Below are 24,428 nucleotides of genomic sequence, written 5' to 3' on the forward strand. Positions count from 1 at the left end.
ACATGGCTATGAAAAGAAAACACCTGGCACGCCAGGCGGGGTTTACTTTGCTCGAATTAATGGTGGTTATTGTTATTCTCGGCGTGTTAGCGAGTATGGTGGTGCCAAACTTAATGGGAAATAAAGAAAAGGCCGATACCCAAAAAGCGACAAGCGATATTGTCGCGCTCGAAGGCTCCCTGGATATGTATAAGCTGGATAACCACCGTTATCCGACAACGGAACAGGGTTTGCAGGCGCTGGTGACTAAACCTGAAATCGCACCCATCCCGAACGGCTACCGTGCTGACGGCTATATTCGTCGCCTGCCGCAGGACCCATGGGGCGGAGAGTATATTCTGGTGAGCCCGGGCGAACACGGTGCGGTCGATGTCTTCTCGGCAGGGCCTGACGGTGAAGCCAATACCGCCGATGATATTACGAACTGGTCTCTGGATAAGAAAGAGAAATAATGAAAAATCAACGCGGCTTTACGTTGCTGGAAATTATTCTGGCGCTGGTGATATTTGCCAGTTGCGCCATGATGGTGGTGTCAACAATACCTTCGCGCAGCGGTGCGGATATATTTGGCCAGCAATTAAAAGCCCTCGTTGATTATGGTTCAGACCGTGCGGTGATGGACGGAAATATCGTCGGGCTGGTGCTAACCACGGATAACTATCAGCTGGTGACGCTCGACGATAAAAACGGCGAGCGGCACTGGGTACCGTTATCCGCAGGTCGTATTACCACCAAAGGCGATTTCCCTGAGGAGATGCACGTTTCGCTCTCGCCGCAGCGCCTTGCCGCCACGGTCGCCTCCGAGCCGCAGGTGCTCTTTTTGCCGGATGGTGAAATCAGCCGCTTCACGCTGACGCTGCAAAGCTACGACAAACAGCACCATTTTCGCGTGGTGTCGCAAGGTGCGGCCCCGGTATCGGTAGAAAACGATGACTAAAGGCAACGCTAAGCAAAAGGGCATGACGCTGCTGGAGGTGATGGTCGCGCTGGTCATCTTCTCGACTGCCGCACTGGCGCTGATGAACTCGGTCTCCCTGAACGTGCGTTTCACCCATGGTCTGGCCGACACATTGCAGGCGAGCTGGGTGGCCGAGAACCAGCTGGCGGAAGCGCAGCTCGCGAAAACCGACTTCCCGGATGCTGAGCAGCAGGGAACGGAAATCATGGGCGGACGCAGCTGGAACTGGCGCAAGCAGCGGGTCAAAACCGCCGACAACAGCTGGGCTAACGCCATCCGCGTGTATGCGGAAGGCGACGACAGCCAGCCGGTAATCTCACTGCAAATCATTGGGCCGGGAGAGAGCAAGTGAAGAAAACCCGACGCCAGCGCGGATTTACCCTGCTGGAGATCATGATTGCGCTGACCATCTTTGCGGTGATCAGCACCCTGGCCTGGCAAATTCTGGACGGCGCGATGCGGACCAGTTCGGCCACCGATGCCAGCGCGGCGAAGCTCAATCAGCTTCAGCGGGCCTGGAACCTGATGGAGCGTGATTTCTACCAGCTTCAGGCGCGCGCCCCGCGTAACGAGCCGGATCGGTTTCGTCAGGTTGGTGATGTGCTTGAACTGACCACCCTGAACGGCGTGAGCGGAACGGTACAACTGGAGCGCGTGCGCTGGCGGCTGGAAGAGGGGCGCCTGTATCGCGACGTCTGGCCGGTGATTGACGGCCCGGCGGACGCCAAACCCGACGAGGTGCCGATTGTCAGCGAGGTGAAATCCCTGCAGTGGCGTTTTTACCGTCAGGGCTGGCAGAAAAGCTGGAGCGACCCGGCGCATCTGCCGGACGGCGTAGAACTGACGCTGACCATGGAAAACGGTGATACCTGGCGCTGGGTGTTTACGACCCCGGGCGATCTGCCGGAAGCTGCGTCGCCTGTGTCGCCAGCGGCACCGGAAGCAACATCATGAGTGTATTACGCAAACAGAAAGGGGTGGCCCTGCTGGTGGTGTTGATCCTGCTGGTCATGATGTCGGCGCTGGCCGCTAAAATCAGCCAGCAATTTTGCCGCAACCTGCAAAAAACGCATTACCAGGTGAGCCAGCAGCAGCTGCGCTGGGCGATGCAGGCGCAGGAGAAGGTGGTGAAAGACCGGCTGCAAGCCGACGCCAGCGGCGAGAGTAAAGCCCTCACGCTTGAGGGCGACTGGCATCAACCGCTGGAAACACGCGGGGAAGACTATACGGTCGTCAGCCAGATAGAAGACGCGCAGGACTGTTTTAACGTTAATAACCTGCTGGCCGCTGAGAAAATTGCGCAAGGGCAAAATGTGCCTGTCACACCGGAAAAATCGCGTAAAGAGCAGATTGTTGAACAGCTTCTGACAGAGAGTGGCCTGAGTCACAACACGGCAGAAGAGGTGTATCAACAGCTGGTGGACTATCTCGATGGCGATACGACGACGGCCAAAGAGGGTACCGAGACCGATGCCTGGGCTGGCGTGGTGCCCGCCCGACAACCGGCGAACCAGATGATGCGCACGATTGCGGAGATCACGCTGCTGCCGGCATTTCCGGCAACGGCATACCCGAAGGTGAACAAACTGTTATGCGCATTACCGGACTCCGCCAGCAAGGTGGATGTGAACACGCTGAAACCGGCGCAGGCGGCCTTACTGGCCGCAATGTTCCCCGGAAAAATGACCGAAGATGACGCCCTGCGCCTGATTGAATCGCGCCCTGAAACTGGCTGGGAAAATATGGAAGCGTTCAGCAAAGCGCTGGAACGGGCCTTCCCACAGCTAAAGGACGATCTCCCGCAGGTGGCTGAGTTCCTCTCAACCAATAGCCGGTATTTCCGCGTCAATTATACCGGCAATACCGATGAATTAACGCTTCGCGTGGTGAGCCAGCTTCAGGTCAACAGTGAGGCTGGCGAGATCGTGACGTGGCAACGTCGTTACCGAATGATTGAATAAGAAAAGTTGAACGCTATGAAACAGGTACTTTTTGTTCGTCCCGACAGCCGCGAGGACGGGAAAATAATGTGGTGTCTCTCCGGCAGCGAACAGGTTGAGGTAGTGGATAACCTGGACGCACTGGTGGAGCATCCTCTGGCAGCCCGTGTTTGTCTGCTGCTGCCCGCGAGCAACATGATCTTCCGCCATTTTACGCTGCCGAAGAAAGTCGCCTCGCAGGCGACGGCGTTCTCGTGGATGGCAGAAGAGACGCTGATGGGTGATGTGGACAACCTTCACTGGACGGTGCTTAACAAAAAGGGTGCCGAGGTTGACGCCGTAGCCATCGACGCCGATTGTCTGCGCGGGTGGTTAACCCGCTGCCAGGAGGCCGGTTTGAAGGTCATACAGGCGCTGCCGGATGCCTGGCTGCTGCCCGCAACGGCAGGCGGAAGCACGCTTGTCGCCATGGACAATGGTTACTGGCTGCGTTCATCGCCGCATGCCGCCTGCGAAATAGCGCCGGGCCTGTTGCCCCTTTTACTGCAGAAAGCGGGAGAGGGGGAGGTGTGCTGTTACGGGGAAACGCCTGCCGATGTTGACGTCGATGTCGTGCAACCCTGGCAGCATCCACTGGTGTTGATCCAGCCGCAGTGGCAAACCTGCCGCGTCACGCTCCTGCATGGGCAGTTCAGCGCGAAAGCGAGCACGGGTAAAGCCGCGAAGAGCATCAAAACGGCGATGGCCGCAGCGGGCCTGCTCTCTCTTGGCCTGTTACTGGGCCCGCGGATCGCCATGGCATGGATGCTGGTGCAACAGGAAAATCAGGTTCAGCAGGAGATCCTTCAGGTTTATCAGCATCATTTCCCCAGTATGCGTCAGCAGACCAATATCAAATATCACTTTGGTCAAAACATGAAAAAGCAGAGTAAAGGGATATTTCTGCAACTGGACGAACTGGAAAAAGCCAGACAGGCCGTACCGGGAATGGAGATCTCTCTGCTCGAATACGATGCCCGGCAAAACTCGCTGACGCTGAGCGTCAGTTCGCAAAGCCAAACTGCATTGCAGACGTTTGTAAATCAGGCGGGTGAAAATTTTGATTTCACCCTGCAGCCTGTTTCTACTTCTGCTCCTTATACCGCTATGATCGCCGGGAAATATAAATGAAAGCGCGAATCGCACAGCTCAAGTCTCGTTATCAGCATTACAGCGCCAGAGAAAAAAACATCCTGAAAATATGTGCTATTACCGTATTGGGGGGCGCTATATATTATGCAGGTGTTATTCCTCTGGATAATATGATTCAAAATAGTAAAGCCACGCTCACCAGACAAAAAGAGACGCTGAACTGGATGCGCAGCGAAATAAATAAAAACCACCTTCCGGTTCAGGTTGTTAAAACAAACAATCCGCGCACGGTGGTGGAAAACAGCGCACATGAAATTAATCTCTCTCTGACCGATGTGCGTCAGGATGGACAAACATTATCGTTCGTGGTTAGTCGCGTTAACGTCTACGAATTAAAAAGCTGGCTGCGGGAAATTAACCAGACATCCGGTGTCAGACTGCAAAAAATGAACCTCACACCGGTCGATCACCTCAGCGATGTGAAAGCAGAAATACAGCTCACCTGGAGCAAAACCGCATGAATACTTTCGCGCTGATGCGGGACACCTGGCCTGTGGGGTTCCCGGCAATGAGTGCGATATTGGGCAGCATTGTGGGGAGTTTTCTTGGCGTCGTCGCCGAGCGCGTACCTGGCATGGTGATGGAAGAGGAAGGCAGTGGCAATTTGCTGTTCCCAGCCTCGCACTGCCCGGTATGCCAGCACACGCTTGCCGCCTGGGAGAATATCCCGCTGGTCAGCTGGCTTGTTTTACGCGGACGCTGTCGAAGCTGCCACACCGCCATCCCATTGCGGATATTTTTAATCGAACTTTTTTCTGCACTTTTTTTTGGTATTACAGCCTGGTGTATGCCGGACGTACAGGCATTGTTTTCCCTTTGGCTGCTGGCCGCTTTTTTATTGCCGCTGACCATGATCGACTGGCGGTATCAACTGCTGCCGGATTGCCTGACCCAGCCGCTGCTCTGGACGGGATTGCTGCTCCATGCTTTTGACCACCGGTTGCCCTTACGGGATGCGTTGTTCGGTGCCGTGGCGGGTTACCTGTCGCTCTGGTTACTTTATTGGGCGTTTCGCCTGACAACCGGGCGGGAAGGTCTGGGGTACGGCGATTTTAAGCTGCTGGCGGCCTTAGGGGCCTGGTGCGGCTGGCAGTCGTTGCCTGTACTTGAATTAGTGGCAGCGTTGAGCGGTATTGTCGGCTATTTCACGTTATTTAATTTAAATAAAAATAACCTCACGATTTCTTTCGGGCCGTATCTCTCATTTGCTGGAATAGTGGTGTTTATTAGTCAGCAGTTTGCTTTCATTTTTTAAATATTCAGGTCAAGTTTTTTTATAAATTTTTTTGACGGTGGAAGAGAAGGACGTCTCTTTGCGCCCAGTGTATCGTAAGGGATATAAGCTACACGGAATTGGGGCTTGTATCTTTTTATGGAGGAATACAACGCAGCAAAAACGTTTTTTTTTCTCGGTTTTCAGATTGGTTAAATACGCATTACGCAAAAAGCTCCATGTTCTCAAGGAAGACATGGATGATTAACGTTACGAATAAATTTATCAGGAAATAAAAATGAAATTTATGAAGCCTAAATATCTGGCGCTCTTTATTGCGGCGGCAACCAGCTCCGCATTTGCTGCAGCACCAGGTACACCGACGATCGGCTACGGTAATGACAAATTTGCCCTTGTTGAAGTCGATCAGGCAGCACAGGATTACAACAGCCTTGTCAAAGTACATAAAGACGGCGTGGATGTAAAAGTGGAGTGGAACGTCTGGAGCGGTGATGCACCGACGTCCGCGAAGGTGCTGCTGGACGGCCAAACCGTCTGGACCGGTGCGGGCAGCGCATCAGGTTCTGCCACCTTCAAGGTGAAAAAAGGCGGACGTTACCAGGAGCAGGTAGAGCTTTGTAACACCAGTGGTTGTAGCAAAAGCGCCAGCAAGCTGATTATTGTCGCGGATACCGACGGTAGCCACTTGCTTCCTCTCAATACTACCATGAAGGAAAACAACAAGACCTTTGCTCAGCATACTGACAAAGTGGTGGGGGCTTACTTCCCGGAATGGGACGTCTATGACCGTAACTTCCAGGTCGATAAAATCCCGGCGGCTAACCTGAACCATATTCTGTATGGCTTCATTCCAATCTGTGGCGGTGACGGCATCAACGACAGCCTGAAAACCATCGAAGGGGGTAACAGCTTCCAGGCGTTGCAACGTGCCTGTAACGGTCGTCCGGATTATACCGTTGCCATTCACGATCCGTGGGCGGCGCTGCAAAAACCACAGGCCGGCGTTTCTGGTTGGGATGACCCCTACAAAGGTAACTTTGGTCAGTTGATGGCGCTGAAAAAAGCACATCCTGGGCTGAAAGTACTGCCATCTATCGGTGGCTGGACCCTCTCCGATCCGTTCTTCCAGATGAACAACCCTGCTATTCGCTCCCGCTTCGTGGCATCGGTGAAAGAGTTCCTGCAAACCTGGAAATTCTTTGACGGTGTGGATATCGACTGGGAATTCCCGGGCGGCGGCGGTGAGAACACGGCACTGGGTAATCCGCAGCAGGATAAAGCGACGTATACCGCGCTGATGCATGATTTGCGCACGATGCTGAACGAACTCTCCAGCGAAACTGGCCGTACTTATGAACTGACCACCGCGATCGGTTCCGGCAAAGATAAGATCGAAGACGTGGATTACACCACCACACAGCAGTATCTCGATCACATCTTCCTGATGAGCTATGACTTCTACGGCGGCTGGAGCAATACAGAGTTGGGTCACCAGGCTGCGCTGAAAGCACCTGCATGGCGTCCGGACACAAACTACACCACCGAAAACGGCGTTAACGCACTGCTGCAGCAGGGCGTACAGCCTGGCAAGATTGTGGTGGGAACCGCCATGTACGGCCGCGGCTGGACGGGGGTTCATGGTTACACCGGCAACAATCCGTTCACTGGCACCGCCACCGGCAAGGTGAAAGGGACCTGGGAACCGGGCGTGGTTGACTACCGTCAGATTGTGAATGAGTACAAAGGCAAGCCGGGTTGGGAATACGGTTACGACGCAGACGCGGAAGCACCGTACGTCTTCAATAAATCCACTGGCGACCTGATCACTTATGAAGATGCGCGTTCTGCTGCCGCAAAAGGCAAGTATGTTATGGCGAATCAGCTGGGCGGTCTGTTCTCCTGGTCCATTGACTCAGATAACGGCGACATTCTGAACGCCATGAATGAAAGCCTGCTGGGCGGTAGTTCAACCCCGGTTGAACCTGTTGTCACCAACCATGCGCCGATTGCGTCCTCGACCGATCTTAACGTCTCTGGACCGGCGACCGTAACGCTCGACGGGTCTGCTTCCAGCGATCCGGATGGCGATGCAATCACCTATAAGTGGACCCAGATTTCTGGCCCATCGGTGACGCTCACCAACAGCACCAAAGCGAAAGCCACCTTCAACGTGGCTGCGGTGACCAGCGATCAGACGATGGCATTCCGCCTGACCGTGACTGACGCGAAAGGACTGAGCAACGCGATTGATGTGCAGGTTGTAAACAAAGCACCAAAAGCGAACCAGGCACCGGTTGTGAACCCAATGGAAGCAGTGACGCTGCAGGCAGGTGAAACCTATGCGCTGCACGCGCAGGCCGCGGATCCAGACGGTGATGCACTGACCTACGCCTGGAGCGTTCCGGCGGATATGCACGCGACCGGGACTGATACGGCGAACGTGAATATCACTGCGCCAGATGTGACCTCCGCCTCGACTTACACCCTGAGTGTCGTCGTAAGCGATGGTAAAACCAGCGTGCAGTCTAACGTGCAGGTCACGGTGAATCCTAAACCTGCTGACGTCACCCCGCCTGCTGATGAAGTGACCCCTCCGTCTGATGAAGTGACACCTCCTTCGGATGAAGGCACGGCAACCGGTAGCTGCGACGCGCCAGTCGATGCTAACGCCAGCAAATATGCCGCATGGGATGCCAGCAAAATATACAACAATGGCGACACCGTGAGTGCCGACCACCTGGTGTGGAAAGCGAAATACTGGACGCAAGGTAACAAACCTGGCTTCGGTGTGGATGCCTGGGAACTGGTGAGCAACGTGAAGATGAACTGGCGTTCTGACCTGGTCTACAACGGCGGTGAAACCACCACTTACCAGGGTAACGTTTACCGTGCCAAATGGTGGACCCGTGGCGATAACCCGGCTATTAGCGACGTATGGGTGAAAGAAGGCGCATCAACAGATTGCAAATAATCTAACCCGATAATCACTCCCCCTCACGAAGGGGGAGTGATGAAAAATTCATTTTACAGGATGTTGGTAGGGAGAAATAACCGAAACTGTCAGCAGGTAAAAATGAAAAAGATCATTTTGTTGTTATTAATAATAAGCCAAAGCGCACTGGCAAACTGTTGGGATAACGCGGCACGTTATTATCATGTCGACCCGTATTTATTGTATGCCATAGCCAATGTCGAATCCGGTATGAATCCGTATGCGGTGGGACAAAATCATGATGGCACGCGTGATGTTGGGTTGATGCAAATTAACAGCTCACATTTTACGGAACTGGAGACCAGAGGTATTGATGAACGCAGACTGATGACTGAGCCCTGTACCTCCATCATGGTCGGTGCTTCCATTCTGTCCGGAATGATTAAGGTCTATGGCTATAACTGGGAGGCTGTCGGCGCGTATAACGCAGGTTTAAAAAAAGAGAATTATCCACAGCGTATGATCTATGCCCATAAAGTCTGGAAAAAATATCAGCAATTAAAATTAGCTGCACAATATTAATGTTTTTTATTTTTGAAGAATTCCTCAGGGTGTTCTTCGAAAAGAAAAAACAGCTGTCTGTGGTTTATGTATTAATGGATTAATACATAAACCGGGATTTTAATTTTAACTTCAATTAACAGGAATCGGAAATGAACAAAAGGACGTTACTAAGTGTGCTCGTTGCCGGAGCATGCGTAGCTCCCTTTATGGCACAGGCTGCCTCGCTGCAAGCGACCACCAGTGAGCCATACACCATGAAAGCCAGCGACCTGGCGAAGAAAGAAAAAGAGCTGACCAGTTTCCCGCTGATGGCCTCAGTGAAAGAGACCATTCAGACGCTGGATAATGCGCAGGTTGAACTGATTGAGCCAGGCCGTGCAGCGAACCCGGAAAACGTGAAGCGCGTTGAAGGTATTGTTAAGGCCAGCGACTGGGAATATCTCTTCCCGCTGCGTGCGCAGGCGTACACCTATAGCAACTTCCTGAAAGCGGTCGGTAAATTCCCGGCGCTGTGTAAGACCTATAAGGATGGTCGTGACAGCGACGCCATCTGCCGCAAAGAGCTGGCAACCATGTTTGCGCACTTCGCTCAGGAGACCGGCGGCCATGAAAGCTGGCGTCCGGAAGCCGAATGGCGTCAGGCGCTGGTTCACGTACGTGAAATGGGCTGGAGCGAAGGGCAGAAGGGGGGCTATAACGGCGAATGTAACCCGGACGTCTGGCAGGGTCAGACCTGGCCGTGCGGTAAAGATAAAGACGGCGATTTCCTGAGCTACTTCGGTCGCGGCGCGAAACAGTTGTCTTACAACTACAACTATGGCCCGTTCTCTGAAGCGATGTACGGTGACGTGCGTACGCTGCTCGATAAACCCGAGCTGGTGGCGGATACCTGGCTGAACCTGGCGAGTGCGATCTTCTTCTTCGCCTATCCGCAGCCACCAAAACCCAGCATGCTGCAAGTTATTGACGGCACATGGCAGCCGAACGATCACGATAAAGCCAACGGTCTGGTACCGGGCTTCGGCGTGACCACCCAGATCATCAACGGCGGCGTAGAATGCGGCGGCCCGACTGAAATTGCCCAGTCGCAAAACCGTATCAAGTACTACAAAGAGTTTGCGAACTACCTGAAGGTTCCGGTTCCGGCGAATGAAGTGCTGGGCTGCGCCAACATGAAGCAGTTCGATGAAGGTGGTGCTGGCGCGCTGAAGATTTACTGGGAGCAGGACTGGGGATGGAGCGCGGATACACCAAGCGGTCAGACGTACTCTTGCCAGCTGGTGGGCTACCAGACGCCATACAGCGCGTTCAAAGAGGGCGACTACAGCAAATGCGTACAGCACTTCTTTAACGTGAATATCGTTAACGATGACGGCTCAACAACCACGCCGGATGAAACCCCGGTAGCACCAGCGCCATCGGAAGAGGAAACCCCGGCTCCGGCGCCCGTTCCGGATGAAACGCCTGCAGAACCGACGGCTGTCAATCACGCACCGGTCGCGCATATTGCCGGCCCAATCGGTGCGGTTGACGCAGGTGCGCAGGTTTCTCTGAGCGCCGAAGGTTCGACAGATGCTGATGGTAACAAGCTGACTTACACCTGGCGCTCTCAGGATGGTCAGACTGTGACGGGTCAGGATAAAGCGGTTGTGACCTTCAGAGCCCCAGAAGCGGCGACGGCGCAGCAGGTTGAAATTAGCCTCACGGTTAGCGACGGTGAACTGAGCAGCACAACCTCTTATCTGCTGAACGTGAAGGCGAAAGCGATTCCGTCTCAGGACGAAGGGACATCCGGATCTTACGCCGCGTGGAGTGCGAACAGTAAGTACAAAGCAGGTGATATCGTGAACAACCACGGTAAACTCTTCCAGTGCAAACCGTTCCCGTACAGCGGCTGGTGTAACACGGCTCCGGCGTACTATGAACCCGGCGCAGGTCTGGCATGGTCTGACGCCTGGACGGCGCTGTAAAACCAAACGGCAACCGAAAGGTTGCCGTTTTCGTGTTTGCACTGTGCTGTTGTAGGCCCGGTAAGGCGAAGCCGCCACCGGGCAAAAAGGCTAGCGATGAAGCTTCCCGTGGTCCCGCAACCACGCCGCCGTGCGCACAATCCCTTCATCCAGCGTCACGATCGGTTTATACCCCAGCTCGTTCTCTGCGCGGGTAATATCCAGCGTGAAATCAAAGTTAAGCTTGGATACCCCATAGTGCGTCAGCGCGGGTTCTTTGGCCGATTTACTGCCAAAACGCTCCATGCTGCGGGCGATCATGTCCAGCATCGGGTAGGGCACGGAACGGATACGGCAGTTGATCTGCAGTTCATCAATCAGCCGTTGCACAATGCTGCGTAACGAACACGGCTCGCCGTTGGTGATGTTGTAGGCACGGCCGGAAATCAGCTTATCGCAGTCCGGCTGACTTGCCAGCCACATGGCGTGAACCGCATTTTCATAGTAGGTCATATCCACCAGCGCATCGCCGCCGCGCGGCAGCAGCACGCTGCCGTAGTGGTGCATCATCTGCGCCAGACGCGGAATAAACACCTTGTCGTGCGGCCCGAACAGGCTCTGCGGACGCAGTACCGTAAAACGGGTATGCGGGTTTGACTGCGCCAGCAGGTCAATCACCTCTTCGCTGGCCGCCTTGCTGCGGGCAAACTCACAGGCAAAACGTGCGGGGCGGAAATCTTCCTGCACGTCACGATGGTGGTGATAATCGAAATAGAGCGATGGGGAGGAGATATGGATAAAGTTACGCACGCCCCAGGCAACGGCCCATTCGCCCAGACGGCGGGTTGCCCGCACGTTAGCGAGGTCAAAGGCTTCCTGGGTTCCCCACGGAGAGGTGAAACTGGAGCAGTGCCACAGCGTGTCGATACCGGCGAGCATCACTTTCGCCTGAGAGGAGACCAGCTCCGTCAGGTCAGCATGGACAAACTCTGCGCCCATTTTTTGCAGCAGTTTTCCCATCGCTTCGTTGCGACCGGTAGCCCTGACGCTGATGCCTTTGTTGCGCAGAAATTCGACCGCATTTCGGCCTAAGCCGCTGGTCGCCCCGGTAACCAGTACCTTCATATCAATCCACTGTGTTGAAAAAGAATTTCGTGCGCATTCTTTCGTGAATTACGGCGGGTTGCAATGGGAAAGGTGAAAGAAAGAGAGTTTTATTTAGAACTTTTCCGTCTTTTGTTCTGCCAGTTGCGCAATCCGCTTCGCCATTCCCCGGAAGATAAACAGATGGGCGGGGATCATGAACAACCAGTAGAACAGACCCGGCATCCCGTGCGGATGCCACCAGGCGCGGACATCCAGTTCGCGATGGTCGCCTTTGTCTTTCAGCGTAAAGCAGAGTCGACCCAGCCCCGGAGCTTTCATACCGAACAGCAGTGCCAGCTGCTTTTCCGGCTCGACAATGATGACCTTCCAGCTGTCGACCGCATCGCCCACTTCAAGGTAAGGACGAGCAGGGCGGCCTTTTGCCAGCCTGTGTCCCACCAGCAGATCCATTGCTCCACGCGTTTGCCAGAGAATATTGCCGAAGAAATAACGTTCTTTGCCGCCAATCTGGTTCACCACGTCCCACAGCGCCGCCAGGCTTGCCTGCGTTTTTACCGTGCAGCCGGCCTGTTTGGGATAATAACCATACTCCGGTCGCCAGCGGGCAAACGCCTGGGCGTCGTAACCCCAGTCGCTGGAGTTCACCAGTTGCTCTTCTTCTTTCAGCGTATTGCGCACGGCATCATCAAAGCGGATCAGGTTCTGGGGAATGAGTGCCCGCAGCTCGCGATCGTCCGCCAGTAAATCATGTTTGAGTCCCTGGATCAGCGCTTTGGCGGTCGTCGGCGGCACAGAGGTAATCACATTCAAAAACCACACCGAAATCCAGCGGGTTGGAAAGGGGATAGGGATCAGCCAGCGTTTACGGCCGCTGACGCGCATGAAATGTTCAAACTGCTCCTGATAGCTCAGCACTTCCGGGCCTGCCGCCTCCAGCACGCGGTGTTGCTCCGCCGGGTGGTCCAGCAGCGCCACCAGATAATGCAGTAAATTCTCCAGCGCAATCGGCGTGGTGCGCGAACGGACCCAGCGCGGCGGCGTGAGTACCGGCAGGTTGTAGACCATATCGCGCATCACTTCGAAGGCGGCGGAGCCCGCGCCGACGATAATTCCGGCGCGCAGTTCGGTAACAGGGATAGTGGCGCCGCGCAGGGTTTCCGCCGTCAGCTGGCGGGCACGCAGATGATCGGATTGCTCATGTTCGGGCGCCTGGAGCGAGCTTAAAAAAATGACCTGCTTCACCGGCGTTTGCAGCAGGGCATCGCGGACGTTCATCGCCACCTGACGCTCGTGGGCGATAAAATCTCCGCCTTCACCCATGCTGTGCACCAGGTAGTAAAGCGTGTCGACCCCTTCCAGCAGCGCGGGAAGTTCCTTCGGCCAGTTGAGGTCAACATTATGGCACGTGACGCGAGGCAAACTGAGTTTTTGCAGACGTTCGGTGTTGCGTGCCGCGGCCAGCACCTGATGCCCCTGCTGGCTTAATACAGTGGTGAGATGCTGACCGATATACCCGCTGGCGCCGAGCACCAGAATGCGTTGCGGCACGTGATGCTCCTTATCGCTGTAAAAACGCCTGCCAGTGTTTCACCACCTCTGACAGCTGTTCGCGGCTCACGTCGAGATGCATGACCAGACGCACGACAGGTGAGGCGTTGATCAGCACGCCACGGGCTTTCATTAATTCACCCAGCACGGCAGCGTGTTCGTCACCCACGCGAACGAACAGCATGTTGGTGTCGTGGCGCATTACGTCGGCGCCAATCTCACGCAGCTGCGCCGCCATCCACGCGGCGTTGTCGTGATCGTCCTTCAGGCGCGCCACGTTGTTTTTCAGGGCATACAGCCCGGCCGCCGCCAGAATACCCGCCTGACGCATGCCGCCGCCGGTCATTTTGCGCCAGCGGTTGGCACGCTTGATGTAGTCCGCATTGCCCACCAGCAGGGAGCCTACAGGCGTGCCCAGCCCTTTAGAGAGGCAAATGGTGAACGAATCACAATATTGCGCGATCTCTTTTAGCTCGCAACCGTACGCCACCACGGCGTTAAAGATGCGTGCGCCATCCACGTGCAGGCCAAGTTTGCGCTCGCGAGTGAATTCCCACGCCGCCTTCAGATACTCACGCGGCAAAACTTTACCGTTATGGGTGTTTTCCAGACTGAGCAGTTTTGTGCGCGCAAAATGAATATCGTCAGCTTTGATTTTCGCCGCGACTTTATCGAGCGGCAGGGAGCCGTCCGGCGCGGCGTCAATCGGCTGTGGCTGAATGCTGCCGAGCACGGCTGCACCGCCTGCTTCATACAGATAGTTATGCGCGCCCTGGCCCACGATGTACTCTTCGCCGCGCTCGCAGTGGCTGAGCAGCGCCACCAGGTTGGCCTGCGTACCGGTGGGCAGGAACAGAGCGGCCTCTTTCCCGCTGAGCTCTGCGGCATAGCGCTGCAGCTCGTTAACCGTCGGATCGTCACCATAGACGTCGTCCCCGACCGGAGCGGCCATCATCTCTTCGAGCATGGCGCGGCTCGGACGGGTTACGGTATCACTGCGTAAATCAATCATGGCATGTCCTTATATTTAAAAGGCGATGCCAGATGTTTTACCTGAGCCAGTTCGTTTTTGCCAGTTCGATCACCTCATCGCCGCGGCCGCTGATGATGGCGCGCAGCATGTAGAGGCTAAAGCCTTTGGCTTGTTCCAGTTTGATTTGCGGTGGGATCGCCAGCTCTTCTTTGGCGACCACCACGTCCACCAGTACCGGGCCGTCAATGGAAAAGGCGCGCTGCAGGGCTTCATCCACCTCTGACGCTTTTTCCACGCGAATACCGGTGATGCCGCAGGCCTCGGCGATACGCGCGAAGTTAGTGTCGTGCAGCTCCGTGCCGTCCGTGAGGTAGCCGCCGGCCTTCATCTCCATCGCCACGAAGCCCAGCACGCTATTGTTGAAAACCACGATTTTAAGCGGGAGCTTCATCTGCACCACCGACAGGAAATCGCCCATCAGCATGCTGAACCCGCCATCGCCGCACATCGCCACGACCTGGCGTTCCGGAGCGGTGGCTTTCGCCCCTAGCGCCTGCGGCATGGCGTTGGCCATCGATCCGTGGTTGAACGAGCCGAGCAGGCGACGTTTCCCGTTCATTTTCAGATAGCGCGCGGCCCAGACGGTTGGGGTACCCACGTCGCAGGTAAAGATGGCGTCGTCGTCAGCAAAATGGCTGATCTGCTGCGCCAGATACTGCGGATGGATGGCTTTGTCGCTCGGTTTGGCGAGGTCGTCCAGCCCCTTGCGCGCATCGCGATAGTCGTTTAGCGCTTTATCGAGAAATTTGCGATCGGTTTTCTCTTCGAGAAGAGGCAGCAGGGCGGCAAGAGTGGATTTGATATCGCCCACCAGCGCCATATCGACCTTGCTGTGCGCGCCGATACTGGCGGGGTTGATATCAATCTGAATGATTTTAGCGTCCGTCGGGTAGAACGGACGATAAGGGAATTGCGTGCCGAGCAAAATGAGTGTGTCGGCATTCATCATCGTGTGGAAACCGCTGGAAAAGCCGATTAAGCCGGTCATACCCACATCATAGGGGTTATCGTACTCAATATGCTCTTTGCCGCGCAGGGCGTGGACGATCGGCGCTTTGAGCTTACCGGCGAACTCAAGTAATTCTTTATGTGCGCCTGCACAGCCGCTGCCGCACATCAGGGCAATATTGCTGGAATAGCGCAGCAGTTGCGCCAGTTTTTTTAGCTCTTCTTCGGCTGGCGTCACCACTGGCTGTGGTGCATGATACCAGTGGCTGCTGGCGGTTTCTGGTGCGGCCTTGAGCGCGACGTCGCCAGGTAACACGACCACGGAAACACCCCGATTCAGTACAGCTTTGCGCATGGCAATCGCCAGGACCTGAGGGATCTGCTCGGGTGTCGAAACGAGCTCGCAATAGTGGCTACATTCACGGAACAGCTCCTGCGGATGCGTCTCCTGAAAATAGCCGCTGCCGATTTCTGTAGACGGAATATGAGCGGCAATCGCCAGCACCGGCACGTGGTTACGGTGGCAATCAAACAGACCGTTGATTAAATGCAGGTTTCCCGGCCCACACGATCCGGCGCAGACGGCCAGTTCCCCCGTGAGCTGGGCTTCGGCACCGGCGGCAAAGGCGGCGACCTCCTCATGACGGGTCGGCATCCATTCAATGGTTTTCATCTTGTTGAGACTGTCGCTCAGTCCGTTAAGTGAATCGCCGGTGACACCCCAGATGCGTTTTACGCCTGCTTGTTCCAGGGTTTTCGCTATGTATGCAGCCACGGTTTGTTTCATGGTTGTCCGTCTCCTTTTTGTGATATCGCTTACAAGCTTAGAAGAAAGTCTCCGTATTGCCCGCCGCATCCCCCCAATTAAAAGGTGCTGTTCACGCGCAATTATTCGGCATAATCTGGTGATACCTCAGTGAAAACAGGAATCATTTCAAATGGTTAAATCATTGTTAATTGCTGTTAATGAAAAGCTATCGTGCGACGATCTTGGCAAACTCTTGTTACGACTTGCCGTGGGTGGGCTAATGCTGTTTCACGGCTTGCATAAGTTGTTTGGTGGTGTGGGATTCATCAGCGGCATGCTGGTGGAAAAAGGGTTGCCGGGGTTTATCGCCTATGGCGTTTTGATTGGCGAAGTCGTGGCACCGATCCTGATTATTATTGGGCTCTTTACGCGCCCGGCCGCGCTGGTGCTGGCATTTACGATGATTGTGGCGTGGCTGATGGTGGGAATGGGGGAAACGCTCGCGCTCGATAAGGTAGGCGCATGGGCAATTGAAAGCCTGGTGTACTTCTTTATCGGCTCGCTGGCGGTGGCGTGTCTAGGGGCAGGGCGGTTTGCGGTAGGGAAAGGTCCTGCGTGGCGGTGAGGATAACAAAAGCCCGGTGGCGCTAGCGCTTACCGGGCCTGTGATCGAACGTTTACCGTTTATGCCAGAACCAAATCACCCTGCGGATGACACGAGCAGGCCAACACATAACCTTCTGCAATTTCCGCGTCGGACAGCGTCATAGAACTGGTGACGCTGTACTCCCCGGAGACCACTTTCGTTTTACAGCAGCCGCACACGCCTGCACGACAGGCTGCCACTACGGGGATCTTATTGCTTTCGAGCGCCTCCAGCAGCGTAGTGCCCACACGGCCAAAGAAAGTCTGTGCAGGCTGCAGTTTGCTGAATTTAATCCCGCTGGTAGCCGCTTCTGCCACGGGGGTAAAGAACTGCTCTTTGAAGAAGCGGGTCACGCCGAGCGCTTTCACTTCTTCTTCCACGATGGCCATATACGGCGCCGGGCCGCAGGTCATCACGGTACGATTTGCGATATCAGGCACGCTTTGCAGCAGCTCGCGGCTCAGACGACCGGGCACAAAACCATGGGTTGCGTTATGTTCCGCCACCAGCGTCACCGGATAATCACGCCACTCCTCGGCAAAAATCACATCGTCCGGGGAACGGACGCTGAAGATCGCCTGCACGTCGGCCTGCGGGCGGTTCTTCGCCAGCCAGCGACGCATCGACATAATCGGTGTTACGCCACAACCCGCTGCCAGCAGCAGGAATTTATCGTCTGTTTTGTCGTCACAGGTGAAATCCCCCTGCGCGTCAGACAGCCAGATGTAATCCCCGCGCTTCACGTCACGCGTCAGCCACTGGGAGCCCGCACCGTCGTCAATGCGGCGGACGGTGAGCGTAATGTATTCGCTCACGCCCGGCGTTGAGGATAGGGTATAGGCGCGCAGGGTGTCCGCCGAATTGCGAACGCTGACCAGCGCATACTGGCCTGCACGGTACGGATAGTAGTCATGGCACAGCAGTGACAGTGTCCATACATCCGGCGTCTCCTGATGAATGTGATGAACCTGCATCCGCCACGGACATTGTGAGGTTGGCATGGTCATGAATAACTCCTTACGCGCTCAGCAACTGCTTCATATCGTCTTCAACGTTGGTCACGGAACGCAGGCCGAATTTCTCGTTCAGCACGGCCAGCAGGTCCGGCGTCAGGAAGCCCGGCGCAGTGGGGCCGGTCACGATGTTGGTTACGCCCAGAGAGAGCAGGGTCAGCAGGATGACAATCGCTTTCTGCTCAAACCATGACAGCACCAGCGACAGCGGCAGATCGTTCACGCTGCAGCCTAGTTTCTCCGCCAGAGTAACCGCCAGGATGATCGCAGAGTAGGCATCATTACACTGTCCGGCATCCACCAGGCGCGGCAGACCTTCGATGTTACCGAAGTCCAGTTTGTTGAAGCGGTATTTACCGCAGGCCAGCGTCAGGATCAGACAGTCTTCCGGTACGCGGGTGGCGAAATCGGTGAAGTAGTTACGCTCGCCACGCGCGCCGTCACAGCCGCCGACGAGGAAGATATGGCGCAGTTTTTCACGGCTGACGAGATCGATCAGCGTATCTGCAGCCCCGAGCAGTGTTTCACGGCCAAAACCGACGGTAATCAGGTGCGGAATTTCACTGTACGGGAAGCCCGCCATCTGCTGCGCTTGCTTGATGACCGGACCGAAGTCATCGCCCTCAAGGTGGCTTACACCCGGCCAGCCGACGATGCTGCGGGTCCAGATGCGGTCGTCATACGCGCCCACGGTTGGGTCGATGATGCAGTTAGAGGTCATCACGATTGGGCCCGGGAAACGGGCAAACTCAACCTGCTGGTTCTGCCAGCCGCTGCCGTAGTTACCGATCAGATGTTTGAATTTACGCAGCTCTGGATACCCGTGAGCCGGCAGCATTTCACCGTGGGTATAGACGTTAACCCCCGTACCTTCGGTTTGCTTCAGGAGGTTATAAAGATCTTTCAGGTCATGACCGGAAATCAGGATGCATTTGCCTTCGGTTGCTTTGACATTGACCTGGGTGGGCGTTGGGTGGCCGTAGGTGCTGGTTTCACCGGCGTCCAGAATGCTCATCACTTTGAAGTTCATCTGGCCGATTTCCATTGAGCACTCAAGCAGCGCGTTCATATCTGCAGGCCAGGTGCCGAGCCACGCCATGATGTTGTGGTACTGGGCGTAGATGTCGTTGTCGTATTGACCGAGCACATGCGCGTGCTCCATATAGGCCGCGGCGCCTTTCAGACCGTACAGGCACAGCAGACGCAAGCCAAGGATATTCTCGCCAATGGCCGCCTTGTCTTTGTTTGGGGTGAACTCTGCCGCCTGACGCTGCAACTCGCCCAGATCGTCGCTCACCATCTGAAGTTCTGACATCGGATTTTCCACGCGGGCGTTAGCGTCCGCCTTCAGACACTGCGCTTTCAGCGCTTCACGCAGGGCAATGGCTTCGCGGGCGTAGCCGACAATGCGCGGAGAGTCGAAGTTAACGTTGGTTAGCGTGGAGAAGAAGGCGCGCGGTGCGAAGCTGTCGACGTAGTGGTCGATGATGCCATATTCACGTGCTTTGCACGCCCATGCGGAAAGGCCTTGCAGGGCCGCAATCAGCAGGTCCTGCAGGTCAGATGTTTCTGCGGTTTTGCCGCACATACCCTGTGCGTAAGAGCAGCCATTGCCTGCCGGGGTACGGATGGTTTGTTCACATTGCACACAAAACATAATCACACCTGTTAAAGTTATATTTGATATACATGTTTAAGGTTATGCCTGTGCCAGAACGGTGAAAAGGGCTTTTTGCTACAAAATAAAGGGAGATTGATTTAGCGCAATTTTGGCGGCAGGAACCCTACCGCCAAAGAAGTATCAGGCAGAAAAGAATGCCATCAGAACGGGAACCAGCAGGCTCAAAATAAAGCCGTGCACGATGGCGGCGGGCACCATCTCCAGTCCGCCAGAGCGTTGTAATACCGGCAGGGTAAAGTCCATTGACGTCGCGCCGCACAGACCCAGCGCCGTAGAGCGACTTCGGCGCACCAGACCCGGGATCAGCATAATGGCAATTAACTCCCGTGCCAGGTCGTTAAAGAAGGCGGCGCTACCAATCACCGGGCCGAACGATTCGGTCAGCAGAATCCCGGAGAGGGAATACCAACCGAAACCTGAGGCCATCGCGAGGCCTGTTTTCAGCGGCAGGTCGAGAATAAAAGCGTTAATCACGCCCGCCACCATGGAGCTGGCGACAACAATGACCGCGACCATCATTCCCCGACGGTTCAGAACAATTTGCCTAAGCGTCATGCCATTATTTCGCAGCTGAATACCGATCAGGAACAGCAGGAAGATCAGCGTATATTCACTGGCCTCTGTTGCGTGCTGTAAAAATGCCCAGCCGGTCAGCCCAAGAAGAAACCCGAGCACCACGACGCCGCACAGTTTTAATGATTCCAGAGCCATCGCAATTCGGGAAGGCAGCTTTTCCTGATGATGATGGTTTTTCCAGGGAACGGTACGTTCAAGCCAGAAGAGTGCGGCAATATTACACAGTAAAATAACCACCACGGTGACCACTGAATAATGCAGGATAGAAAGCAGATTGGTCGCCAGATTATCCAGGAAGGCCAGGCTGATCCCCATAAAGAAAAGAATGACGTATACAATCCAGCTGAGAAAACGGTTGATAAGACGTAATGCGGATTCCTGATGCAGCGGGATAAGGTAGCCCGCAATCAGGGGCAGCAGAATGATGAGGAGTCCTGAAAACATGAACAGCTGGTCCTTTTGAGTATCTGTTAAGCGCCAGTGACACTACCCAATAAAGGCTGTTCAGTAAAGCGGCAAAAAGAAAGCCGGGTGGCGACTGCGCCTTACCCGGCTTGAGTGTATGTGGGGTTATGCGGCCTGATGCCCTCACCCCAACCCTCTCCCACGGGAGAGGGAGAAAATCATTAATCGCGTTTTTCCAGCAGGGTGCGATACAGCACACCGCCCAGAATACCGCCGATGATTGGCATCACCCAGAATAGCCACAGCTGCTCAAGCGCCCAACCGCCCTGGAAAATGGCGACGGCGGTACTGCGTGCCGGGTTGACGGAGGTGTTAGTGACCGGAATAGAAATCAGGTGGATAAGCGTCAGCGCGAGACCAATGGCAATAGGGGCAAAGCCTGCTGGTGCGTGTTTGTCGGTTGCGCCGTGGATCACCAGCAGGAAGCCTGCGGTCAGCACAATTTCAATCACGATGGCAGACAGCATGGAGTAGCCGCCGGGTGAGTGTTCACCGAAGCCGTTAGAGGCAAACCCGCTGGCTGCCGCGTCGAAGCCGGCTTTACCGCTGGCAATCACGTAAAGCACAGCTGCCGCAATAATACCGCCCACTACCTGAGCGACGATGTAGCCAATGACTTCTTTCGCAGGGAAACGGCCGCCCGCCCATAAACCCAATGTCACCGCCGGGTTAAAATGGCCACCCGAAATATGCCCTACGGCAAAGGCCATGGTTAATACGGTTAAACCAAACGCCAGTGCGACACCGACAAAACCAATGCCTAATTCCGGGAATGCCGCAGCCAGAACGGCGCTACCGCAGCCACCAAATACCAGCCAGAATGTACCAAAGCATTCTGCTGCCAATTTTCTAAACATAACCACCTCAATAATAAATTTCCGCACGCTTTCCCGCGTACGGGATATATCGCCATAAAGGGATGACGACTCAAAGAGCCGTTATTCTAAAAACCAACAACACCCCTTCGCCACTTAAATAAATTCGATTAATTTGATTTAAGGCAATGTGATGTCAATCCTTGTTCAAATAAGCGGTAAATAGAGCATAGACCAATTCTCGCAAGGACGAATGTTATGCTGTCGTGACAGAACGCCGCCCGCTATACTGCTGATAACTTAAAGGAAAAAGTGGTCATTTCGCGGGGGATTTATGCTTCTCGAACGTGTGGAGATTGTCGGGTTTCGCGGGATTAACCGCCTGTCGCTGCAGCTGGAACAGAACAACGTCCTGATCGGCGAGAACGCCTGGGGTAAGTCCAGCCTGCTGGATGCGCTAACGTTGTTGCTTTCGCCCGAAGATGATTTGTATCACTTCGTCCACGATGATTTCTGGTTCCCACCGGGTGACATCACGGGCCGCGAGAAGCATCTGCATATCATTTTGACGTTCCGGGAATCTGAGCCAGGACGTCATCGCGTGCGTCGTTTCCGTCCGTTATCACCTTGCTGGGTGCCGTGCGATGACGATTTCCATCGTATTTTCTATCGGCTTGAAGGCGAGATGTCGGAAAACGAAGGGGTACTGACCCTGCGCGATTTTCTTGATGAGAAAGCCAACCCGATCCCCCTGGAGAATATCGACGATCTGGCGCGCCACCTGACCCGCCTGACGCCGGTACTACGCTTGCGTGATGCGCGCTTTATGCGGCGTATCCGTAACGGTACCGTACCGCATATGCCGGAAGTGGAAGTTACGGCCCGGGAGCTGGATTTCCTGGCCAGAGAGCTGGTTTCGCGTCCGCAAAATCTGACCGATGGGCAAATCCGTCAGGGATTGTCCGCGATGGTGCAACTTCTGGAACACTATTTTTCCGAACAGGGCACGTCGGAGTCGCGCCATCGTCTGATGCGCCGACGCTCTCATGATGAGCAACGAAGCTGGCGTTACCTCGATATTATTAACCGGATGATCGACCGGCCTGGAGGCCGTTCCCATCGGGTAATTTTGCTGGGGCTGTTTTCAACACTTCTGCAGGCGAAAGGAACCGTTCGTCTCGACCGGGACGCCCGCCCGCTGCTGCTGGTGGAAGATCCTGAGACCCGTCTGCATCCCATTATGCTCTCCGTGGCATGGCATCTGCTGAATCTGCTGCCGCTCCAGCGCATTACCACCACCAATTCCGGCGAGTTATTATCGCTGACGCCGGTTGAACACGTCTGCCGTCTGGTGCGTGAATCTTCGCGTGTTTCTGCTTACCGGCTCGGGCCTGGCGGTCTGAACGCGGAAGACGGGCGCCGTATTGCGTTTCATATTCGCTTTAATCGAGCATCGTCGCTTTTTGCCCGCTGTTGGCTGCTGGTGGAAGGGGAAACGGAAACCTGGGTCATCAACGAACTGGCGCGCCAGTGCGGCCACCATTTTGATGCCGAAGGCATTAAGGTGATTGAGTTTGCCCAGTCGGGATTAAAACCGTTGATAAAATTTGCCCGCCGGATGGGGATCGAGTGGCATGTCCTGGTAGACGGTGACGAAGCGGGTAAAAAATACGCCTCAACCGTGCGTAGCCTGCTGAATAATGAGCGAGAAGAAGAGCGCGACCATTTAACCATGCTACCTGCGATGGACATGGAGCATTTTATGTATCGTCAGGGTTTTGACGACGTATTCCACAGAATTGCGATGGTACCTGTAGATGTCCCGATGAACATGCGGCGCGTGATTGCCAAAGCCATTCATCGTTCGTCAAAACCGGATTTAGCCATTGAAGTGGCGACGGAGGCGGGGAAACGGGGCGTGGAATCAGTACCGACGCTGCTGCGCAAGATGTTCTCCCGCGTGCTGTGGCTGGCACGCGGGAAAGCGGATTAAGGTTGGGTTGCCTGGCTCACTTGCTGAATCAGGCTATCCAGCAGTTCGTAGCGGCGGCGATATTCGGAACGTTTTTTACTCGCGATCTCTTCCATCGGTTTACGTGGCATGACAAGCGGCAGCCTAAAGTTACCGTTATCCTGTTTTTCACCGCCGATGGAAACCCAGAAACTGTCGTAATCGGCCAGCAGTTTCCCCTCTTTTTTCTTGCGATAACGCCAGCTGCGATAAATGTGGGTGGCGTTACTGACGGCAAGAATCTGTTCTACCGGGAATGCGGTGCCGAGGGTCATTGCGGCTTCAACGAGCAGACGTTTCGGGAACAGGCCATGACAGGCTTTCGTTGCCCCCTGGATAAGCTCGTGCGGAACGTGTGCTTTTGCGCCCTGCAAACCGCCGATAAACATCGTCGATTTTCCTTCAAACTGGCACAACGTAAAGGTCATTTCTGCTAGCACCGTGTTCTGGCTGTCACAGAAAGCGAGGGTGGCTTCCCCCTCTTTATCCAGGAATGCATCTGCGCACAGACGAACGGTAAATTGCTGTTCATCTTTGCCGGTTAAGGTCAGCAGCGTGAAGCCCTGTTTAGAAAGATAACCATTCAGCAGCGTCGCAGGAAGCTGGCGGCTCATCGTCTGATAGTGCCAGTTGAGGGATTCCAGCGCGTGCTGACTATCCATATTCACCGTTAACCAGGGACGATGCAGCCGGCATGGTAGCCCAGGTTGTACCTGCAACATCTGCATCAGACGCGGTTGTTTTGCCAGACTCGTTAAAAGGCGCGCGGTGCTAACAGGTGACGCCAGCGAACGTAACATGAATTTACGTCGATAGGAGGGGTTCTTCCACGCAAGCCCTGGTGTGAGCTTACCAAAAGCCAGATTTTTGAAGAGCTGCCAGCCTGATTTAGGCTGAGGCAGGTTTGAAAAAGGTGTATCGACGATGGAAGACATGATAGATCCTGCTTCTTGTTGAAGAACCTCATTTCAACAGGCAAACGTTCAACATCTCGTAAACAAATTGTGACGATTTCGAGAAACAGGGGTTTCGTTGAGGTATCGTTTAGATAAAATCAACACTGATAATT

General features: G+C 54.9%; 22 protein-coding genes. 13 read left to right on the plus strand and 9 right to left on the minus strand.

What is annotated here, in order from left to right:
• The first annotated feature begins 2 nt into the window (after window positions 1-2).
• From gspG to ACJ9Y9_RS07560, 11 genes are all read left to right on the plus strand, one after another.
• Complete coding sequence (gene gspG / locus ACJ9Y9_RS07510) at window positions 3-452, plus strand: type II secretion system major pseudopilin GspG (RefSeq protein WP_028019287.1); 450 nt, start codon at window positions 3-5, stop codon at window positions 450-452.
• A complete protein-coding gene (gspH, locus tag ACJ9Y9_RS07515) occupies window positions 452-937 on the plus strand; it encodes a type II secretion system minor pseudopilin GspH (RefSeq protein WP_028019286.1) in 486 nt (161 codons plus the stop codon). Before gspG ends, gspH begins: the two co-directional genes overlap by 1 nt.
• Window positions 930-1,310, plus strand: coding sequence for a type II secretion system minor pseudopilin GspI (gspI, locus tag ACJ9Y9_RS07520; RefSeq protein ID WP_028019285.1), 381 nt, complete (start codon window positions 930-932; stop codon window positions 1,308-1,310). Before gspH ends, gspI begins: the two co-directional genes overlap by 8 nt.
• Window positions 1,307-1,912 carry a type II secretion system minor pseudopilin GspJ gene (gene gspJ / locus ACJ9Y9_RS07525; RefSeq protein WP_028019284.1) on the plus strand — a complete coding sequence of 202 codons (606 nt, stop codon included), beginning with the start codon at window positions 1,307-1,309 and terminating at the stop codon, window positions 1,910-1,912. Before gspI ends, gspJ begins: the two co-directional genes overlap by 4 nt.
• Complete coding sequence (gspK, locus tag ACJ9Y9_RS07530; RefSeq protein ID WP_028019283.1) at window positions 1,909-2,919, plus strand: type II secretion system minor pseudopilin GspK; 1,011 nt, start codon at window positions 1,909-1,911, stop codon at window positions 2,917-2,919. Before gspJ ends, gspK begins: the two co-directional genes overlap by 4 nt.
• 15 nt (window positions 2,920-2,934) lie before the next feature.
• A complete protein-coding gene (gene gspL, locus ACJ9Y9_RS07535; RefSeq protein ID WP_028019282.1) occupies window positions 2,935-4,068 on the plus strand; it encodes a type II secretion system protein GspL in 1,134 nt (377 codons plus the stop codon).
• Window positions 4,065-4,550 (plus strand): type II secretion system protein GspM, encoded by a 486-nt coding sequence (gspM, locus tag ACJ9Y9_RS07540; protein WP_028019281.1) that lies wholly within the window; start codon window positions 4,065-4,067, stop codon window positions 4,548-4,550. Before gspL ends, gspM begins: the two co-directional genes overlap by 4 nt.
• A complete protein-coding gene (locus ACJ9Y9_RS07545) occupies window positions 4,547-5,344 on the plus strand; it encodes an A24 family peptidase (protein WP_028019280.1) in 798 nt (265 codons plus the stop codon). The genes gspM and ACJ9Y9_RS07545 overlap by 4 nt, the downstream gene beginning before the upstream one ends.
• 256 nt (window positions 5,345-5,600) lie before the next feature.
• Window positions 5,601-8,294, plus strand: coding sequence for a glycosyl hydrolase family 18 protein (locus ACJ9Y9_RS07550; RefSeq protein ID WP_407226079.1), 2,694 nt, complete (start codon window positions 5,601-5,603; stop codon window positions 8,292-8,294).
• A gap of 102 nt (window positions 8,295-8,396) precedes the next feature.
• A complete protein-coding gene (gene iagB, locus ACJ9Y9_RS07555; RefSeq protein ID WP_028019278.1) occupies window positions 8,397-8,837 on the plus strand; it encodes a type III secretion system invasion protein IagB in 441 nt (146 codons plus the stop codon).
• Window positions 8,838-8,968: 131 nt separating this feature from the next.
• Window positions 8,969-10,789 carry a chitinase gene (locus ACJ9Y9_RS07560; protein WP_028019277.1) on the plus strand — a complete coding sequence of 607 codons (1,821 nt, stop codon included), beginning with the start codon at window positions 8,969-8,971 and terminating at the stop codon, window positions 10,787-10,789.
• Window positions 10,790-10,879: 90 nt separating this feature from the next.
• Here the strand turns inward: ACJ9Y9_RS07560 and ACJ9Y9_RS07565 are convergent, their stop codons facing one another.
• From ACJ9Y9_RS07565 to poxB, 4 genes are all read right to left on the minus strand, one after another.
• Window positions 10,880-11,893: an NAD(P)-dependent oxidoreductase gene (locus tag ACJ9Y9_RS07565; protein ID WP_028019276.1), complete on the minus strand. Its 1,014-nt coding sequence runs from the start codon at window positions 11,891-11,893 to the stop codon at window positions 10,880-10,882.
• Window positions 11,894-11,986: 93 nt separating this feature from the next.
• Window positions 11,987-13,423 carry an SDR family oxidoreductase gene (locus ACJ9Y9_RS07570; RefSeq protein WP_028019275.1) on the minus strand — a complete coding sequence of 479 codons (1,437 nt, stop codon included), beginning with the start codon at window positions 13,421-13,423 and terminating at the stop codon, window positions 11,987-11,989.
• Window positions 13,424-13,433: 10 nt separating this feature from the next.
• Complete coding sequence (gene ltaE / locus ACJ9Y9_RS07575; protein WP_028019274.1) at window positions 13,434-14,435, minus strand: low-specificity L-threonine aldolase; 1,002 nt, start codon at window positions 14,433-14,435, stop codon at window positions 13,434-13,436.
• A 37-nt stretch (window positions 14,436-14,472) separates the two neighbouring features.
• Window positions 14,473-16,191 carry a ubiquinone-dependent pyruvate dehydrogenase gene (gene poxB / locus ACJ9Y9_RS07580; protein WP_028019273.1) on the minus strand — a complete coding sequence of 573 codons (1,719 nt, stop codon included), beginning with the start codon at window positions 16,189-16,191 and terminating at the stop codon, window positions 14,473-14,475.
• Between the two features lie 151 nt (window positions 16,192-16,342).
• Here poxB and ACJ9Y9_RS07585 point away from each other — a divergent pair, with 151 nt between their 5' ends.
• The gene (locus ACJ9Y9_RS07585; RefSeq protein ID WP_028019272.1) at window positions 16,343-16,777 is read left to right on the plus strand and encodes a DoxX family protein; all 435 of its coding nucleotides are present in this window, start codon (window positions 16,343-16,345) and stop codon (window positions 16,775-16,777) included.
• A gap of 59 nt (window positions 16,778-16,836) precedes the next feature.
• Here ACJ9Y9_RS07585 and hcr read toward each other — a convergent pair whose 3' ends face one another.
• From hcr to aqpZ, 4 genes are all read right to left on the minus strand, one after another.
• Window positions 16,837-17,805 carry an NADH oxidoreductase gene (gene hcr / locus ACJ9Y9_RS07590; protein ID WP_028019271.1) on the minus strand — a complete coding sequence of 323 codons (969 nt, stop codon included), beginning with the start codon at window positions 17,803-17,805 and terminating at the stop codon, window positions 16,837-16,839.
• A gap of 10 nt (window positions 17,806-17,815) precedes the next feature.
• A complete protein-coding gene (gene hcp / locus ACJ9Y9_RS07595; protein ID WP_028019270.1) occupies window positions 17,816-19,468 on the minus strand; it encodes a hydroxylamine reductase in 1,653 nt (550 codons plus the stop codon).
• Between the two features lie 144 nt (window positions 19,469-19,612).
• Entirely contained in the window at window positions 19,613-20,512 is a 900-nt protein-coding gene (locus ACJ9Y9_RS07600; protein ID WP_028019269.1) for a lysine exporter LysO family protein, read from the minus strand.
• Window positions 20,513-20,694: 182 nt separating this feature from the next.
• Window positions 20,695-21,390, minus strand: coding sequence for an aquaporin Z (gene aqpZ / locus ACJ9Y9_RS07605; protein ID WP_025204573.1), 696 nt, complete (start codon window positions 21,388-21,390; stop codon window positions 20,695-20,697).
• A 292-nt stretch (window positions 21,391-21,682) separates the two neighbouring features.
• On the opposite strand from aqpZ, the gene ACJ9Y9_RS07610 reads away from it, so the two are divergent.
• Window positions 21,683-23,341: an ATP-dependent endonuclease gene (locus tag ACJ9Y9_RS07610; protein ID WP_028019268.1), complete on the plus strand. Its 1,659-nt coding sequence runs from the start codon at window positions 21,683-21,685 to the stop codon at window positions 23,339-23,341.
• Here the strand turns inward: ACJ9Y9_RS07610 and ACJ9Y9_RS07615 are convergent.
• A complete protein-coding gene (locus ACJ9Y9_RS07615; RefSeq protein ID WP_028019267.1) occupies window positions 23,338-24,294 on the minus strand; it encodes a VirK/YbjX family protein in 957 nt (318 codons plus the stop codon). The genes ACJ9Y9_RS07610 and ACJ9Y9_RS07615 overlap by 4 nt on opposite strands.
• Window positions 24,295-24,428 lie beyond the last annotated feature (134 nt).

It is taken from the genome of Enterobacter sp. CPE_E1241 (genome assembly GCF_045618265.1).
Taxonomy (GTDB): domain Bacteria; phylum Pseudomonadota; class Gammaproteobacteria; order Enterobacterales; family Enterobacteriaceae; genus Enterobacter; species Enterobacter adelaidei.

Coding starts and splice junctions, on each gene's coding strand:
- iagB (WP_028019278.1), top strand. CDS start 8,397: ATGAAAAAGATCATTTTGTTGTTATTAATAATAAGCCAAAGCGCACTG.
- ACJ9Y9_RS07600 (WP_028019269.1), bottom strand. CDS start 20,512: ATGTTTTCAGGACTCCTCATCATTCTGCTGCCCCTGATTGCGGGCTAC.
- gspG (WP_028019287.1), top strand. CDS start 3: ATGGCTATGAAAAGAAAACACCTGGCACGCCAGGCGGGGTTTACTTTG.
- gspM (WP_028019281.1), top strand. CDS start 4,065: ATGAAAGCGCGAATCGCACAGCTCAAGTCTCGTTATCAGCATTACAGC.
- hcp (WP_028019270.1), bottom strand. CDS start 19,468: ATGTTTTGTGTGCAATGTGAACAAACCATCCGTACCCCGGCAGGCAAT.
- aqpZ (WP_025204573.1), bottom strand. CDS start 21,390: ATGTTTAGAAAATTGGCAGCAGAATGCTTTGGTACATTCTGGCTGGTA.
- ltaE (WP_028019274.1), bottom strand. CDS start 14,435: ATGATTGATTTACGCAGTGATACCGTAACCCGTCCGAGCCGCGCCATG.
- gspI (WP_028019285.1), top strand. CDS start 930: ATGACTAAAGGCAACGCTAAGCAAAAGGGCATGACGCTGCTGGAGGTG.
- gspK (WP_028019283.1), top strand. CDS start 1,909: ATGAGTGTATTACGCAAACAGAAAGGGGTGGCCCTGCTGGTGGTGTTG.
- ACJ9Y9_RS07545 (WP_028019280.1), top strand. CDS start 4,547: ATGAATACTTTCGCGCTGATGCGGGACACCTGGCCTGTGGGGTTCCCG.
- ACJ9Y9_RS07550 (WP_407226079.1), top strand. CDS start 5,601: ATGAAATTTATGAAGCCTAAATATCTGGCGCTCTTTATTGCGGCGGCA.
- gspL (WP_028019282.1), top strand. CDS start 2,935: ATGAAACAGGTACTTTTTGTTCGTCCCGACAGCCGCGAGGACGGGAAA.
- ACJ9Y9_RS07560 (WP_028019277.1), top strand. CDS start 8,969: ATGAACAAAAGGACGTTACTAAGTGTGCTCGTTGCCGGAGCATGCGTA.
- ACJ9Y9_RS07610 (WP_028019268.1), top strand. CDS start 21,683: ATGCTTCTCGAACGTGTGGAGATTGTCGGGTTTCGCGGGATTAACCGC.
- gspH (WP_028019286.1), top strand. CDS start 452: ATGAAAAATCAACGCGGCTTTACGTTGCTGGAAATTATTCTGGCGCTG.
- poxB (WP_028019273.1), bottom strand. CDS start 16,191: ATGAAACAAACCGTGGCTGCATACATAGCGAAAACCCTGGAACAAGCA.
- hcr (WP_028019271.1), bottom strand. CDS start 17,805: ATGACCATGCCAACCTCACAATGTCCGTGGCGGATGCAGGTTCATCAC.
- ACJ9Y9_RS07565 (WP_028019276.1), bottom strand. CDS start 11,893: ATGAAGGTACTGGTTACCGGGGCGACCAGCGGCTTAGGCCGAAATGCG.
- ACJ9Y9_RS07585 (WP_028019272.1), top strand. CDS start 16,343: ATGGTTAAATCATTGTTAATTGCTGTTAATGAAAAGCTATCGTGCGAC.
- ACJ9Y9_RS07615 (WP_028019267.1), bottom strand. CDS start 24,294: ATGTCTTCCATCGTCGATACACCTTTTTCAAACCTGCCTCAGCCTAAA.